Origin of the sequence: Macrococcus lamae (assembly GCF_004359545.1) — a bacterium.
GTDB classification, from domain to species: Bacteria; Bacillota; Bacilli; order Staphylococcales; family Staphylococcaceae; genus Macrococcus; species Macrococcus lamae.
In genome coordinates this window covers 38471-52054 of sequence record NZ_SCWB01000011.1, presented here as the reverse complement: position 1 = coordinate 52054, position 13584 = coordinate 38471, and the positions used below count along the sequence as shown (strand labels likewise).

17 protein-coding genes and 1 riboswitch are annotated in these 13584 nt (G+C 40.4%); of the genes, 3 read left to right on the top strand and 14 right to left on the bottom strand.

Translation table 11 applies throughout. The annotated features are described in order from the left end of the window. Positions 1-3: 3 nt before the first annotated feature. The 3 genes from guaB to xpt are packed head-to-tail and all read right to left on the bottom strand — an operon-like array spanning position 4 to position 3374. Positions 4-1473, bottom strand: a complete 1470-nt coding sequence (gene guaB, locus ERX29_RS07180) for an IMP dehydrogenase (RefSeq protein WP_133444026.1) — start codon at positions 1471-1473, stop codon at positions 4-6. Between the two features lie 54 nt (positions 1474-1527). Continuing rightward, a complete protein-coding gene (locus ERX29_RS07175) occupies positions 1528-2796 on the bottom strand; it encodes a nucleobase:cation symporter-2 family protein (RefSeq protein WP_133444025.1) in 1269 nt (422 codons plus the stop codon). Then, a complete protein-coding gene (gene xpt, locus ERX29_RS07170) occupies positions 2793-3374 on the bottom strand; it encodes a xanthine phosphoribosyltransferase (protein WP_133444024.1) in 582 nt (193 codons plus the stop codon). The genes ERX29_RS07175 and xpt overlap by 4 nt, the downstream gene beginning before the upstream one ends. 100 nt (positions 3375-3474) lie before the next feature. Beyond that, positions 3475-3576: riboswitch (purine riboswitch) on the bottom strand. 239 nt (positions 3577-3815) lie between these two features. Between xpt and ERX29_RS07165 the strand changes: the two genes are divergently transcribed. Both ERX29_RS07165 and ERX29_RS07160 read left to right on the top strand, forming a co-directional pair. Continuing rightward, a complete protein-coding gene (locus ERX29_RS07165; RefSeq protein ID WP_133444023.1) occupies positions 3816-4994 on the top strand; it encodes a YsnF/AvaK domain-containing protein in 1179 nt (392 codons plus the stop codon). A gap of 63 nt (positions 4995-5057) precedes the next feature. Further along, positions 5058-5801 carry a ZIP family metal transporter gene (locus tag ERX29_RS07160; RefSeq protein WP_133444022.1) on the top strand — a complete coding sequence of 248 codons (744 nt, stop codon included), beginning with the start codon at positions 5058-5060 and terminating at the stop codon, positions 5799-5801. Between the two features lie 28 nt (positions 5802-5829). On the opposite strand, the gene ERX29_RS07155 is transcribed toward ERX29_RS07160, so the two are convergent. Further along, positions 5830-6348, bottom strand: a complete 519-nt coding sequence (locus ERX29_RS07155) for a YfbU family protein (protein WP_133444021.1) — start codon at positions 6346-6348, stop codon at positions 5830-5832. 197 nt (positions 6349-6545) lie between these two features. Between ERX29_RS07155 and ERX29_RS07150 the strand changes: the two genes are divergently transcribed. After that, complete coding sequence (locus ERX29_RS07150; protein WP_133444020.1) at positions 6546-7130, top strand: GNAT family N-acetyltransferase; 585 nt, start codon at positions 6546-6548, stop codon at positions 7128-7130. Between the two features lie 38 nt (positions 7131-7168). On the opposite strand, the gene rpsR is transcribed toward ERX29_RS07150, so the two are convergent. From rpsR to noc, 10 genes are all read right to left on the bottom strand, one after another. Beyond that, on the bottom strand, positions 7169-7411 hold the full coding sequence (rpsR, locus tag ERX29_RS07145) for a 30S ribosomal protein S18 (RefSeq protein ID WP_133444019.1): 243 nt from the start codon (positions 7409-7411) through the stop codon (positions 7169-7171). Between the two features lie 27 nt (positions 7412-7438). Further along, entirely contained in the window at positions 7439-7972 is a 534-nt protein-coding gene (gene ssb / locus ERX29_RS07140) for a single-stranded DNA-binding protein (RefSeq protein WP_133444018.1), read from the bottom strand. Positions 7973-7992: 20 nt separating this feature from the next. Continuing rightward, positions 7993-8283, bottom strand: a complete 291-nt coding sequence (gene rpsF, locus ERX29_RS07135; protein ID WP_133444017.1) for a 30S ribosomal protein S6 — start codon at positions 8281-8283, stop codon at positions 7993-7995. Between the two features lie 106 nt (positions 8284-8389). After that, on the bottom strand, positions 8390-8713 hold the full coding sequence (locus ERX29_RS07130; RefSeq protein ID WP_133444016.1) for a hypothetical protein: 324 nt from the start codon (positions 8711-8713) through the stop codon (positions 8390-8392). An 11-nt stretch (positions 8714-8724) separates the two neighbouring features. Further along, positions 8725-9825 carry a redox-regulated ATPase YchF gene (gene ychF, locus ERX29_RS07125; RefSeq protein ID WP_133444015.1) on the bottom strand — a complete coding sequence of 367 codons (1101 nt, stop codon included), beginning with the start codon at positions 9823-9825 and terminating at the stop codon, positions 8725-8727. A 13-nt stretch (positions 9826-9838) separates the two neighbouring features. Continuing rightward, positions 9839-10036 carry a DUF951 domain-containing protein gene (locus ERX29_RS07120; RefSeq protein ID WP_133444014.1) on the bottom strand — a complete coding sequence of 66 codons (198 nt, stop codon included), beginning with the start codon at positions 10034-10036 and terminating at the stop codon, positions 9839-9841. Continuing rightward, entirely contained in the window at positions 10026-10922 is an 897-nt protein-coding gene (locus tag ERX29_RS07115; protein WP_133444013.1) for a mechanosensitive ion channel family protein, read from the bottom strand. Before ERX29_RS07115 ends, ERX29_RS07120 begins: the two co-directional genes overlap by 11 nt. A 10-nt stretch (positions 10923-10932) precedes the next feature. Continuing rightward, positions 10933-11784 carry a ParB/RepB/Spo0J family partition protein gene (locus ERX29_RS07110; RefSeq protein WP_133444012.1) on the bottom strand — a complete coding sequence of 284 codons (852 nt, stop codon included), beginning with the start codon at positions 11782-11784 and terminating at the stop codon, positions 10933-10935. Continuing rightward, entirely contained in the window at positions 11777-12535 is a 759-nt protein-coding gene (locus ERX29_RS07105; protein ID WP_133444011.1) for a ParA family protein, read from the bottom strand. The genes ERX29_RS07110 and ERX29_RS07105 overlap by 8 nt, the downstream gene beginning before the upstream one ends. Before the next feature lie 180 nt (positions 12536-12715). Beyond that, entirely contained in the window at positions 12716-13561 is an 846-nt protein-coding gene (noc, locus tag ERX29_RS07100; protein WP_133444010.1) for a nucleoid occlusion protein, read from the bottom strand. Positions 13562-13584: the final 23 nt, after the last annotated feature.

Sequence of the window (13584 nt, the reverse complement as noted above, 5' to 3'; positions counted from 1 at the left end):
TAGTTAGATAGAATAGTTCGGTGCTTCTTTAGTAATCTGTACGTCATGCGGATGACTTTCTTTCAGACCGGCACCTGTCATCTTGATGAACTGCGCTTCTTCACGCAGCGCCTGTAAGTCTTTTGAACCTGTATAACCCATACCGCTTCTAATGCCGCCAATGAGCTGATAAACCGTATCCTGCAATGCACCTTTATAGGCAATACGCCCTTCAATACCTTCCGGCACAAATTTCTTCGCTTCTTTGTCATCCTGGAAATAACGGTCTTTTGAGCCCTGCTCCATTGCGCCAAGTGAACCCATGCCGCGGTATACTTTGTACTGACGACCTTGATAGATTTCAGTTGCGCCCGGACTTTCTTCTGTACCGCCTAAGAGTGAACCTAGCATGACCGCATGTCCGCCTGCTGCCAGTGCTTTAACGATATCTCCTGAGAACTTGATACCGCCGTCTGCGATAATGGTCTTACCGAGCTCACGTGCGACGCTTGCAGAGTCATAAATCGCTGTAATCTGAGGCACACCGACACCTGCGACAACACGTGTCGTACAGATAGAGCCTGGTCCGATACCAACTTTGACGACGTCTGCTCCTGCTTCAAAGAGAGCTCTAGTCCCTTCAGCAGTTGCGACGTTACCGGCAATCAACGTCACTTCCGGAAAATTTGTTTTCAGTTCTTTGACCATATCAAGGACACCTTTAGAGTGACCATGAGCCGTATCGATAACGAGCGCATCTGTCCCTGCTTCCACTAAGTGCTTAGCACGTGTGATGGTGTCTTTCGCGATACCGACTGCTGCTGCAACTAGCAGGCGACCATGCTCATCTTTAGCGGCATCCGGGAATTCAATCACTTTCTCGATGTCTTTAATCGTGATTAACCCTTTTAGGATTCCGTTATCATCTACAAGCGGTAATTTTTCAATCTTATACTGCTGCAGCAGCTTTTCTGCTTCAGTAAGCGTAGTGCCGACCGGTGCAGTAACAAGATTGTCCTTTGTCATCACGTCATCAATTTTAATGGAGTAATCTTCAATGAAGCGAAGATCACGGTTAGTGATAATGCCCGCTAGTTTCATCTCTGTTTCATTATTGACGATCGGTACACCGGAAATACGATATTTGCTCATTAAGTGCTCTGCTGCGAATACCCGCTCTTCTGGTGTCAGGAAAAATGGATTGGTGATGACACCATTCTCTGAACGTTTCACTTTCTGTACTTCATCTGCCTGCTGCTCAATAGACATATTCTTATGAATAACACCAAGTCCACCTTGACGAGCCATAGCAATCGCCATCTTTGCTTCGGTTACTGTGTCCATCCCTGCTGAAAGAATAGGAATATTTAATTTTAGATGCTCTGATAAAGCCACCTTTAAATCGACCTGATTCGGCAGTACTTCAGATTTACCTGGTATTAGTAATACATCATCAAACGTTAGTCCTTCTTTTTGAAACTTTGTTTCCCACATGCTGACTACCTCCATTTTTTATTCTTAAAATCAAACGTTTTTTCTATTCACTCATTATTTCATATAATCTGTAGTTTGTTCATTATTTAAACCATTAAATAATAAATTCAGAATAATCGCTGTAAATGTTCCAAGAACAATGCCGTTCTGAGTCAGCCATGCAAAATCTTCGCCGAACTTAGCAAATGCTCCAGGCACCGTCGTGATGCCAAGACCGATACCGACAGACACCGCTATAATCAGCAGATTATCCTGCTTGGTAAAATCGATGGCCCCGAGCATCTTAACGCCATATGCCATTACCATGCCGAACATGGCAATCATTGCTCCACCGAGGACAGCAGACGGAATAATGGTTGCTAGAGCCCCGAGTTTCGGAATAGAACCGCAGATGAGCAGCAAGCCCACCATACCGTACATCACTTTGTTCGATTTAACACCTGATAATGAAACGAGTCCGACATTCTGAGAATAAGCGGTATAAGGAAAGGCATTGAAAATTGAACCTAGAATAATAGCTATCCCTTCAGCTCTGTAACCTTTAGAAATATCCTTACGGCTGATCGGTGTCTTCGTAATTTCGCTGAGCGCTGAGTACACACCGGTTGATTCAATCAAGCTGACAATACCGACAATGACAAACAGCAGAATAGAACCGAGCTCAAACTTAAAGCCGCTGAAACGAAACGGGCGGGGCAATTCAAACCAGTTGGATTGTACTACCGCATCAGTATGAACCAGACCGAAGAATGCAGCAATGACAGTGCCAATAACAAGTCCGAGCAATATTGCAATGGATCTGATAAAACCTGATGATAGTCTATGAATGAGAAGGATAATGACTAAAGTAATCAATCCGAGAGTGATATTGAGTGGATCTCCGTAATCTTTAGACCCCTGTCCACCTGCCAGGTTATTCATCGCTACCGGCATGAGAGTGATTCCAATGATTGTCACGACACTGCCTGTTACAACAGGTGGGAAAATTTTAACTAAATGTGAGAAAAAAGGGGCAATTAGAACGATAATTATACCTGAGGCAAATAACGAACCATATAATACATCGATACCATGTTTTGAACCTACCATGATCATCGGTGTCACTGCCGTAAATGTACATCCCAGTACAACAGGCAATCCAATACCGATGCCTTTATAAACCTGCAGGAATGTCGCTACTCCGCACATGAAGATATCAATGGATACTAAATAAGCGATCTCTTTCGGAGAGAATTGAAGCGCACCACCGACAATAATAGGAACTATAATCGCCCCGGCATACATAGCAAGCAGGTGCTGGATACTGAGTAGTAAGTTTTTCATGATTCTTCTCCTACTAATGTCACTTTGTTATCTTGAAGCGAAGCAATCTGGCAGAGACTCAAGACATCAAGTCCTGCTTCCCTTAATCTTCCGGCACCTTGCTGGAAGCTCTTCTCGATGACGATACCGACACCTGCGCAATTTGCACCCGCTTGCGTGACTAAATCATAAAGACCAAGAGCTGCCTCACCATTAGCAAGGAAATCATCAATAATCAGAACGTTATCGGATTTTGTGAGAAACTTCTGTGAAATAACGACATGACTTGTTTTGTTTTTTGTATAGGAATGAATGTCTGTCGTATGGACTGCTTCAGTCAATGTCGATGGCACTGCTTTCTTGGCAAACAGGCATGGTACATCGAATGCAAGTGCCGCCATAATAGCCGGTGCAATACCTGAAGCTTCAATCGTCAATACTTTCGTAATTTCTTTTTCCTTGAAGTGATTGTAGAACTCCAGGCCGACTTCTTTCATTAAACGCGCATCAATCTGATGATTCAAAAATGCATCCACCTTTAAGATTGAGCCGTCAATAACTACACCGTCTTCTTTTACTTTCTGCTGCAGCAATTCCAATTGAATCCTCCTCAACAAAAAAACTCACCATATTAAAGAATAAAGGTGAGTAAGAAAAGAAAGCCAAATACATCCTATTCCAATGATAAGAATGCACAGGGGCTGATCTTTTATTACTCATAGTCACGTCATTTACGGCGACGTGGTAGAAACTTTAAAGCCATATCCTTTATATTATATGAGTATTTTTAATTTATTTTTACCCTTATGATGATAACAAAGTTAGTGATGGATATCAATAAGGAATCCGCATTAGATAAGGGCTTATAAATTATTTGATAGTAAAAAACATATTTTTTTATTTATACAATTTCAAATTATTTTGTTTTTAGTGTTTAGTTTTTAAAATGTAGGGGTATTTCTTTACTATCACAAGAAAATTACAACGACATCTTAGAGCATCACAATCACATTAAAAGTAATTGGGAGGTAAACGTTGAAATGAGGAACATTGAATCGTTTTCAAGCGAACAAGCACTTTTAAGTAGAATTGACAACCTGAAATCACAAGGTGTTGCAGAACGCGACATGCATGTAATTTCGAAGAATAAGCTTGAAGGTTCAGCATTGGATTATACAGATGTCCAATTCAAGAACGCTGATGGTTCATTTGGTGACAAAGTGGCTTCCTTATTTACAGGTGAAGACCCGCAGCATCGTGTATTTGAAAAGTTAAACTTATCAGATGCAGAACAAAGTCAGTATGTGAGAGAAGTTGAAAGCGGCAATATCTTACTTTATGTAGATAATGATGCGACTTATAACACTTCCAGCACAAACAACGCTTATGACAGCACTTCAACTGCCAGCCATCGTAATTCAACGAATGGTGTAGCAGGTGGATATGTGAGTCAAGAAACATTGAGTACAGGCAATACTGGACGTACGCTGAATGAAAAAAGCTACGATCATCCTGATGATGGTACCACTGGTTTAAGTGGTCGATCAAGTTACGAATCAGACACTGATGCACAGTATTCATCGCACCACCGAGAAAGTAATCTTAATAATAGAGAGGAACGAGTAGACATGAGAAACGAATTTAACAACACTAACGATTTTGACAGAGTAGATAACGACCGTTTAGACAACAATTTAGTAGGAGGCCGTGATGGAGTAAATAACGACCGCCGTAACTATGAGTTCGACGAAGATATTAAAAACCGTACTGATTTATCAGATGACGAAAAAATCCGCTTACATGAAGAACGTATCCGGGTAGGAAAAGACCAAGTTCAAACTGGTGAAGTACGTATTGATAAAGATGTTGTAGAAGAACGTCAAGAATTTGATGTACCAGTCAGCCGTGACGAAGTTACAATTGAACGTCGCCGTGTAGACGAAAAAGTAGAAGGAGATATGGATTTTGACCGTTTAGATAACGATACAATTCGTGTCCCATTAACAGAAGAACGTATCAACGTTGAAAAAGAAAACGTTGTCGCTGAAGAATTAGTAATCAAGAAAAACCGTGTTCAAGATACAGCACACGTATCTGAAACAGTACGTAAAGAAGAAGTTAACATTGACGACACTAACAACCGTCATGTAGACAATGATCGTTTAGGTAACGACCGTTTAGACGGTGACCGCTTCGATAACGACTTAGACCGTCGTTAATTCAATCATTAAATCTACCTAACCTCGAAGGGTTCCTTCGAGGTTTTTTTGGAGGGAAAATTGATGGGTATGGCTTTAGTTTGGGGTTTAGTTAGTGGCGGTGCTGTTTTATTAGGTTCTCTTATCAGTCTCGTCGTTCATATACCTAAAAAATTATTAGGATTTATTATGGCATTCGGTGTTGGTGTATTGATTGGTGCAGCAACCTTTGAGCTCCTTCAGGAATCACTTGCTAAAGGTGAGATTATGAATACGATCATTGGTTTCCTTACAGGTGCTGTCACATTCACAGTGCTGGAAGCTATTATCTCCCGTAAAGGCGGCAAACATCGTAAAAGGTCTGAAATTCCGAATAAGAAAGAAAGTAATAACGATGAATCAGGAATTGGTATTTTCATTGGAACCGTTATGGATGCAATCCCTGAATCAATTATGCTGGGAGCAAGTTTAATCGGTGGTAAAGGAGTAAGTCTTCTGTTACTACTCGCTATTTTTATTAGCAATATACCTGAAGGTTTATCTAGTACGACAGGAATGCTTAAAAGTGGAAATTCAAAAAAGAAAGTACTGATGTTGTTTATTGCGGTAACAGTTATTGCAGGGTTAAGTGCATTAGGTGGTTATGTCTTCCTGGACCATGCTGATCCGAAAATACTCGCATTTATTTCAAGCTTTGCAGCAGGTGGCATTATAACAATGATCGGTGCGACAATGATGCCAGAAGCGTATGAAGATGGCGGTGCAGTAGTCGGTCTAGTGACTGCATTCGGCGTATTGACGTCTGTATTATTAGATCATTTAGGTTAGGAGCAGGATTATTAATCCTAGCTCCTTTTTATTTTAAAATATAATGATTTAAAATATTATATAACTCATTTAAGGATAGATAAGTTTTTTCCTTATAGGGAGAATAGACCTTTAACATATGGCGATAATGATAAAGACAACTCGGCTTATTCTTCATCGAGTAATACAAAGTTAAATCCAATCTTTCATCTGAATCAATAATGGCAGATAAATAATGTTCAGTATAACGGGCATGGTGCCATTCATTATCATCATTACGATTAAAACCAAGAAATACATGAGAAAACGGTAAAATTAACTGCTGCGCTTTGATAGAATTTCCAATATGCGAAAACATAGAAATGATTTCTATTACCTCTTCGCTTATCTCGTGCGGAATACATTCGTCATCCTTCGGCAATTCTTCGAATATCATTCCATACTCATAAATAATACCTTCTTTTAAAATCCTGCTTTGCTGCTGATAAAGTTCAGCCTTATTAGGATCAAGTTTTTCAAGCAGCTGACAATTTTGAAACAGAATCATCCTTAACATTCTGTCGTCCATCTCATCCTCCGTTAGATTTAATTAGAAATGCGTATGTGGTTGTATAATGATAGTTAATGTATAATATTACACAACTATTTAAATTATATTTAATGTTAAATCAATAATCAACTTTTTTGTTATATTATGTATTAATTTTTTAGACGAAGATTTATTGATGATATAATAAGAATCATATCGATAGAGAGGGAATCAAAATGTTTGTTAATATTACAAAATCGACTTTCTTCGATGAAGCAATGGCATTATACGGAGAAACGTTCCCTATTAATATTAGAGAACCAGAACAAGTATTTCTTAACAGTATGAGTCTGTCAGATGAACGGTATCATTTTGTTGGTATGGTTATTGCTGATAAACTTGTAGGATTTATTACATTCCATCTGGAGAAACAGTATCACATCGGATTTATCATCTATTTAGTCGTCCATCCTGATTATAGAGGACGTAACATTGCTGCTAAGCTTATGAATTATGCTGAAGAACGGATGTCCAGCATCGACACGGATCTTGAGTCTATTATGCTTGAATGTGAACAGGATGAGAATCGTAATAGTCCGCTAGAACCGTTCTATAAAAAGTTCGATTATCACAAATACCCTATTTACTATATGCAGCCTGGTCTCCGTGATGACCAGCCAGTACCAATGAACCTTTTTGTAAAGACGATTAAAGACAGCAGGCAAAGATTCCTGGCAATCACTCAGATCTATACGGCCAAATATCACGAGGCAAATGGCATTTCTCTGACTAAGCTGCAGGATTATATCAGCACAATGTAAAAAGACCTTGCCGACAAAAGTCAGCAAGGTCTTATATCTTATTGCTCTTCTTTTACATATGGTAATAAAGCCATATGACGTGCACGTTTGATTGCTACAGTTAACATACGTTGGTATTTAGCTGAAGTTCCTGTGACACGACGTGGTAAAATTTTACCACGCTCAGAGATGAATTTTTTAAGCATTTCTGAATCTTTATAGTCGATATGTGTAATACCGTTTGCTGTGAAATAACAAACTTTTTTACGACGACGACCGCCTCTTCTTGGTCCACCTGCCATGATTGTTGCCTCCCTTACAATAATATCTTAGAACGGTAAATCATCATCACTGATATCAATCGGTCCTGTTGCATTAGCAAAAGGATTGTTTGATGGCGCAGCTGATGCATTATTATTCTGATTGGATTGATTTTGGTTGTTAGTGTTGTTAGATTGATAATTCTGACCTTGTGTCTGTCCACCGAATCCTGAGTCATAGCCTGAATAGTCATCACTATTGTTCTGACGGTTCTGGTTAGCACCTTTTGGTTCAAGGAACTGTACTGAGTCACAGACGACTTCAGTCACGTACACTTTACGACCTTCTTGATTATCATAACTGCGAGATTGCAATCTGCCATCTACACCGGCTAAGCTACCTTTACTTAAGAAGTTATTAACATTCTCTGCCTGCTTACGGAAGACAACACAGTTCAAGAAATCTGCCTGGCGTTCTCCTTGCGCATTTGAAAATGTACGATTAACTGCTAACGTAAATGTGGCTACTGAGACGCCTGATGGTGTGACTCTGTATTCTGGATCCTTTGTTAAACGACCTACTAATACAACTCGGTTAAGCATGCAATCGCCCCCACCTGTTATTATTTTTCTTCTTCGCGAACGATAATATGACGAATGATATCGTCATTGATCTTAGCTAAACGATCGAATTCGTTCGTTGCCTGGTCTGTTGAGTTAACGCGTACGATTTGGTAGAAGCCTTCTTTGAAGTCATTGATATCGTAAGCTAAACGACGTTTACCCCAGTCTTTTGCTTCGATGATTTCTGCTCCGTTTGAAGTTAAGATTTCGTTGAAACGTTCTACTAACGCTTTCTTCGCATCTTCTTCAATGTTCGGGCGTACAACGTACATAATTTCGTATGTTCTCATCTATTACACCTCCTTATGGTCTATGCGGCTTTACTAAGTAAAGCAAGGAATAATTTTCATTACTCACAATTGAAAATTATAGCACAGATTAATACAGATTACAACATTAGTACAATACTTCATTCAACTTATAGACGACCATATCTTTAACATGGAACAGCTTCGTGTCTTTCGTCTTATAAAGATATTCATATAAATAGTAATCACTGTCTCCAGGTTCTATATCATCGCAGCTGATAATATCTAAGTAGCGTATGGCGGTGTCGGCATAGCTGATCTTGTCATAGATGTCCTCATTTAAAGTCACATGCTCGTCAGGCAGTACTGCCTGGACAAAGTAATAGTATGTCACTTGATACATTTTTTCTTTGCTGTTGTCAGACTTTGTAATGACCTTGATTCCATAGATAATCCGTTTTAAAGGCTGCATATAGGTCCTCCTTAGACATTAAATCTAAAATGTACGACATCTCCATCTTTCATCAAATATTCTTTTCCTTCAAGTCTGACTTTACCCGCTTCCTTAGCACCAGTCATCCCTTTGTTATCCACTAAATCATCATAGCTTACTGTTTCTGCGCGAATGAATCCACGTTCAAAGTCTGTATGAATAATTCCTGCGCATTGCGGTGCCGTCATACCATGTCTAAATGTCCAGGCGCGTACTTCCTGCTCTCCTGCTGTGAAGTAAGTTGCAAGACCAAGCAAATGGTAAGATGCTCTGATAAGTTTATCAAGACCCGCTTCTTCAATTCCAAGATCAGCTAAATATTCCTTCTTATCTTCTTCGTCAAGCGCCGCCAGTTCTTCTTCGATCTTTGCACTAATAACAATGACTTCAGAACCTTCGTTCTCAGCATAGTTTTTAATCGCTTTTAAATAGTCATTTTCATCGCCGCTTACTAAATCGTCTTCTGATACATTTGCTACGTAAAGCATCGGTTTTGCTGTCAGTAAATGCATCCCTTTCACAACTTTCAATTGCTCCGGCGTGAATTCAATACTTCTTACCGGCTGCTCATTTTCCAGTGCTTCTTTCACGATGGAAAGCACCGCTTCTTCAGCTACTGCCTCTTTGTCTTTCTGCTTAGCCATCTTCTGTACACGTGCATAACGCTTTTCCACTGACTCAAGGTCGGCAAGGATCAACTCCATATTGATAACTTCGATATCATCGATCGGGTCTACTTTACCCGATACGTGAGTGATGTTCTCATCATCGAACGCACGGACGACTTGACAGATCGCATCAACGTCTCGGATATGAGATAAGAATTTATTGCCCAGTCCTTCACCCTTTGAAGCACCTTTGACGATACCTGCTATATCTGTAAATTCGAATGCTGTCGGTACCGTCTTCTTCGGTTTAACAAGTTCCGTTAAGTTGTCGAGACGATAATCCGGTACTTCTACGATACCGACGTTCGGGTCGATGGTCGCGAACGGATAGTTCGCAGCGAGTGCTCCTGCTTTAGTGATTGCGTTGAATAATGTAGATTTTCCGACGTTCGGAAGACCGACAATTCCAGCTGTTAATGCCATATATGTTTCTCCTTTAAGCTCCGTCACCAGACGAAATTATTTTTTTTATTTTTTTGTTGAATTCATGTCGAGGCAGTAAAATACTTCTGCCGCAGTTTTCACATTTAATTCTAATATCAGCACCGAGTCGGATAATCCGAAAGGCGTTTGTACCGCAGGCATGCTGTTTTTTCATCTCAACAATATCGTTCAGCTGATAATTACTGCTCATCTGTCGGACCTCCTTTCGGCTGATTGTACATAATCATACGTGGTACCGGTGCTTTTATACCCTGTTTATCCAGGAAGCCCTTCAGATCACGGCGTAGCAGACGCGCAATTTTTGTATGGTTATTTGGCAATGTTTCAGCAGCAATCTTGATAACCGCTTCTCCTGCCTTTACCATTTCAACACCTAAAATTTCAGGTATCGCAGTCAGTTCCTCATATTTTTCTCTGAGTGATTCCAGATAAGGTTCAAGCAGTTGCTCAACTTCCGCCAAATTCTCATCACTTGAGACGGACACTTCGAATACAGCGACAGAATTATTGACTGAGAAATTAACGATTTCATTCATTGTTCCATTAGGCAGGATGGTCAACTCTCCTGTAAATGAACGGATACGTGTCGAACGGAGACCGATAGACTGCACTGTACCTTCTGCTACTTTTGTGCCTGTCGTATTAATTCTCACGTAATCTCCAACATCAAACTGGTTTTCAAAGATGATGAAGAACCCGGTAATTATGTCTTTCACAAGTGTCTGAGCACCGAATCCAATAGCTATACCTGCTACTCCTGCGCCCGCTATAATACTTTCCACCTTAATGCCGAAGTTACTCAAAATCGTCGTTATGACGATGAACCAGACGACATATGACGCGATGTTCTGAAGCAGCTTAATCAGTGTAATATCTCTTTTCTCCGACTGAGATAAATTGGACCGTCTTCTGACATTGAAGAACTGCTCAATAAATTTATGAGCGAATTTAATAATGATGATGGCACAGATGATGGTCACTATAGCCCAGAAAATATTTTTAACAATCGTTGTCCAGAGCACGGGATCTGTAAATGGTTTAACGACTTCCTGTAAAAAATCATTGAAATAAGTCATAAGTCACCTATTAGCGTCCAGCGTTTTCAAGTAACTCTATCAGCCGGTTGAATTCTTCTTCAGATGTGAATTCAATGGCAATTTTACCTTTTTTACGAGACTTAGAAATTTCAACTTTAGTACCGAGGCGTTCTTTGAGTGACTGCTCATGTTTCACAAGAAACTTCGGTTTTGCAGCAACATGTTTTTCCTTGACTGGTTGATCACCTAGTGACTTTACGTACTGTTCAAGCTGTCGGACGCTCATCGATTCGCTGATGACTTTAGCGGCGGCAGCCTGCATTGTTTCAGCATCTTTCAAGCCAAGTAATGTACGACCATGGCCACCTGAAATCTTCTTATCGTTGATCAACTGCTTAATGTCAACCGGTAAATTTAGCAGGCGCAGCATATTAGCAATATATGGTCTTGATTTACCAAGCCGGTCTGCTGTTTCAGATTGCGTTAAGTTCAAGTTGTCCATCATCAGCTGATAGCTTCTTGCTTCTTCCAATGGATTTAAATCTTCACGCTGTAAGTTCTCGATAATGGCAAGCTCCATCATCTGCTTATCGGTCAAAGATTTAACGACAGCAGGAATATCGTGCTTACCGGCAAGCTTACTCGCTCTATAGCGACGTTCTCCGACAACGATGTCATAGCCTTTGACAGAATTTCTGACAATAATCGGCTGAAGAACACCGTGGATTTTAATAGATTCAGCAAGTTCATTCAGAGCTGTTTCCTCAAATTCCTGACGCGGCTGATAGGGGTTAGGACGAATTGTATCTAAACGCAGTTGCTCTACAACTTCATCGCCCTTATTATCCTGAAACAGAGCATCCAGCCCACGACCTAAACCTTTTCCAAGACCTCTAGCCATGACTGATGACCTCCTCTGCTAATTCATTGTACGTTTTAGCGCCGGCAGAACGAGCATCATAAACATTGATCGGCTGGCCATGAGAAGGTGCTTCAGACAAACGGACGTTTCTCGGAATGATGGTATCATATACTTTTTCACCAAAGTGCGCACGGACTTCAGCCATGACATCATTACCAAGATTCGTACGGGCATCCAGCATCGTCAGCAGAACACCTTCAATTTCAAGCGACTGATTCAAATGTCGCTGAACAAGCTTGATAGTATTCAGCAGCTGACTCAATCCTTCAAGCGCGTAGTATTCACATTGCACAGGAATGATAATACCTGTAGCAGCAGTAAATGAGTTGATGGTAAGCAGACCTAACGACGGCGGACAATCAATGATAATATAATCAAAATCCTGCTCCAGTTCTTTGAAAGCATATTTCAAGCGAACTTCGCGGCTCATCGCTGAGACCAGTTCAATCTCTGCACCAGCAAGAGCAATATTCGCCGGGATGATCCAGAGATTTTCCTGTTCAGTTTTCAGCACAACTTTATTAATAGAGATATCTTCAACCAGCATATCGTACACCGAGTATTCCACATTATTTTTATCTATACCGACACCACTTGTCGCATTACCTTGTGGATCTGTATCGACTAACAGTACTTTTTTACCTAGTGCTGCAAGAGCTGCACTTAAATTGACGGACGTTGTTGTCTTCCCTACGCCGCCCTTTTGGTTCGCAATCGCTAAAATTTTCATGTAACTCTCTCCTCGTTTCTATTACGGGCATATTCATAATACCGATTATATCAATTTTAAGCATAAACTGCACAACCTAAAAACAGAAGCATGCACACAAAAAATACGGCAGCTCCTAAAGAGACAGAAACAAAAAATCCGTTTCTATTCTGGAACTATCCGTATTTTTATAATAGTCATCTATTTACTGTCAGGATTTTTGAATACTTTAATGGAAATCTCATAGAAATTCTCGTATTCTGTATCTTTACGCTTTACTTTTATACCGCTTTTTTCGACTGCTTTGATACTTTCACCGATTGTGTTGAAGGCAAGCTTAATGTCACGTGTAAAGGCGATACGTGTAGGTTTAACATCTTCGCCGCCGAGCATACGTTTCACGCGTTCCTCTGTCTGCTTGACGTTCAATCCCTGGCTTTTAATGATACCGAGCATTTCATATTGCTGCTCTGGTGACAATGCCAGCAGACTTCTCGCATGACGTTCTGTAATATGCGCTCTGCTGAGTGCTTCCAGTACTGGCTGTGTCAGACGCAGAAGTCTTAACTTATTTGCGATGAACGACTGACTTTTACCAAGACTAACTGCAAGATCCTGCTGTGTAATACCATCCAGATCCAGTAATTTCTTATACGCTTCTGCTTCTTCAACAGCAGATAAGTTCTCACGTTGAATATTTTCAATCAGTGCAATCGCTGCAGTCTGTTTGTCATTCATCGGTTTAACGATGACTTCTGTCTCAACTGTACCGTTTAATTTCATCGCACGGAAGCGTCGTTCTCCGGCAATAATTTCAAACATGCCTTCTTCGATCGGTCTGACAACAATCGGCTGCAGTAGTCCATATGATTTAATAGAGTCTGCAAGCTCCTGAATTTTTTCCTCATCAAAGACTTGTCTCGGTTGATAACGATTCGGCACAATACGTTCTATCGGTAGGACGATAACATTTCCTTGTTCACGCGCTATTACTACATCTTCTTCCTTATCTCGCAGTCCAAATAATTTAGAAAAGGGTTTTTTCATCACAATCGGCTCACTTTCTTAAG

Bases quoted from the DNA above. Each gene is read 5' to 3' on its own strand.
- guaB (WP_133444026.1), bottom strand. From the start codon at position 1,473: ATGTGGGAAACAAAGTTTCAAAAAGAAGGACTAACGTTTGATGATGTA.
- ERX29_RS07175 (WP_133444025.1), bottom strand. From the start codon at position 2,796: ATGAAAAACTTACTACTCAGTATCCAGCACCTGCTTGCTATGTATGCC.
- ERX29_RS07165 (WP_133444023.1), top strand. From the start codon at position 3,816: ATGAGGAACATTGAATCGTTTTCAAGCGAACAAGCACTTTTAAGTAGA.
- ERX29_RS07160 (WP_133444022.1), top strand. From the start codon at position 5,058: ATGGGTATGGCTTTAGTTTGGGGTTTAGTTAGTGGCGGTGCTGTTTTA.
- ERX29_RS07155 (WP_133444021.1), bottom strand. From the start codon at position 6,348: ATGGACGACAGAATGTTAAGGATGATTCTGTTTCAAAATTGTCAGCTG.
- ERX29_RS07150 (WP_133444020.1), top strand. From the start codon at position 6,546: ATGTTTGTTAATATTACAAAATCGACTTTCTTCGATGAAGCAATGGCA.
- rpsR (WP_133444019.1), bottom strand. From the start codon at position 7,411: ATGGCAGGTGGACCAAGAAGAGGCGGTCGTCGTCGTAAAAAAGTTTGT.
- ssb (WP_133444018.1), bottom strand. From the start codon at position 7,972: ATGCTTAACCGAGTTGTATTAGTAGGTCGTTTAACAAAGGATCCAGAA.
- rpsF (WP_133444017.1), bottom strand. From the start codon at position 8,283: ATGAGAACATACGAAATTATGTACGTTGTACGCCCGAACATTGAAGAA.
- ERX29_RS07130 (WP_133444016.1), bottom strand. From the start codon at position 8,713: ATGCAGCCTTTAAAACGGATTATCTATGGAATCAAGGTCATTACAAAG.
- ychF (WP_133444015.1), bottom strand. From the start codon at position 9,825: ATGGCATTAACAGCTGGAATTGTCGGTCTTCCGAACGTCGGAAAATCT.
- ERX29_RS07120 (WP_133444014.1), bottom strand. From the start codon at position 10,036: ATGAGCAGTAATTATCAGCTGAACGATATTGTTGAGATGAAAAAACAG.
- ERX29_RS07115 (WP_133444013.1), bottom strand. From the start codon at position 10,922: ATGACTTATTTCAATGATTTTTTACAGGAAGTCGTTAAACCATTTACA.
- ERX29_RS07110 (WP_133444012.1), bottom strand. From the start codon at position 11,784: ATGGCTAGAGGTCTTGGAAAAGGTTTAGGTCGTGGGCTGGATGCTCTG.
- ERX29_RS07105 (WP_133444011.1), bottom strand. From the start codon at position 12,535: ATGAAAATTTTAGCGATTGCGAACCAAAAGGGCGGCGTAGGGAAGACA.
- noc (WP_133444010.1), bottom strand. From the start codon at position 13,561: ATGAAAAAACCCTTTTCTAAATTATTTGGACTGCGAGATAAGGAAGAA.